Below are 320 nucleotides of genomic sequence, written 5' to 3'. Positions count from 1 at the left end.
CTATGCTAAAAGCCTCGCTAATTGGATCCCCCCCACCTCTTCTAATTGGTAGCTCATGATATTCAAAACCATATTCTTTCAATATGGAAATAGCCCTTTGGTCTTCTTCCGTTGCTGTCGAAGATGCAACATGTATTTTAAAGCCAGCATTCCAAGCTTTCTTTGCAATATCAAATCGATGTGATACAAAGTACTGAGGTGCATTAACTATAAAAAGTATAATATCTGATTTTTCAGCCAAGTAGCATATACCCCGGTGTTAGATTGTTATTACTTCTTCACATCCCGCTAGCAGTACGCTAACGGCTCAAGCGTTCATC

General features: G+C 39.4%; 1 protein-coding gene. It reads right to left on the bottom strand.

The window, feature by feature from the left end:
• The coding region (locus Q5762_RS37680; protein WP_315896819.1) for a hypothetical protein at positions 1 to 241 on the bottom strand (241 nt) is incomplete at its 3' end.
• Positions 242 to 320 lie beyond the last annotated feature (79 nt).

This window comes from Streptomyces sp. P9(2023) (assembly GCF_032436795.1).
Taxonomy (GTDB): domain Bacteria; phylum Actinomycetota; class Actinomycetes; order Streptomycetales; family Streptomycetaceae; genus Streptomyces.
Note: the sequence above shows the minus strand (reverse complement) of the source record. Positions and strands in the feature narration are given on the sequence as shown.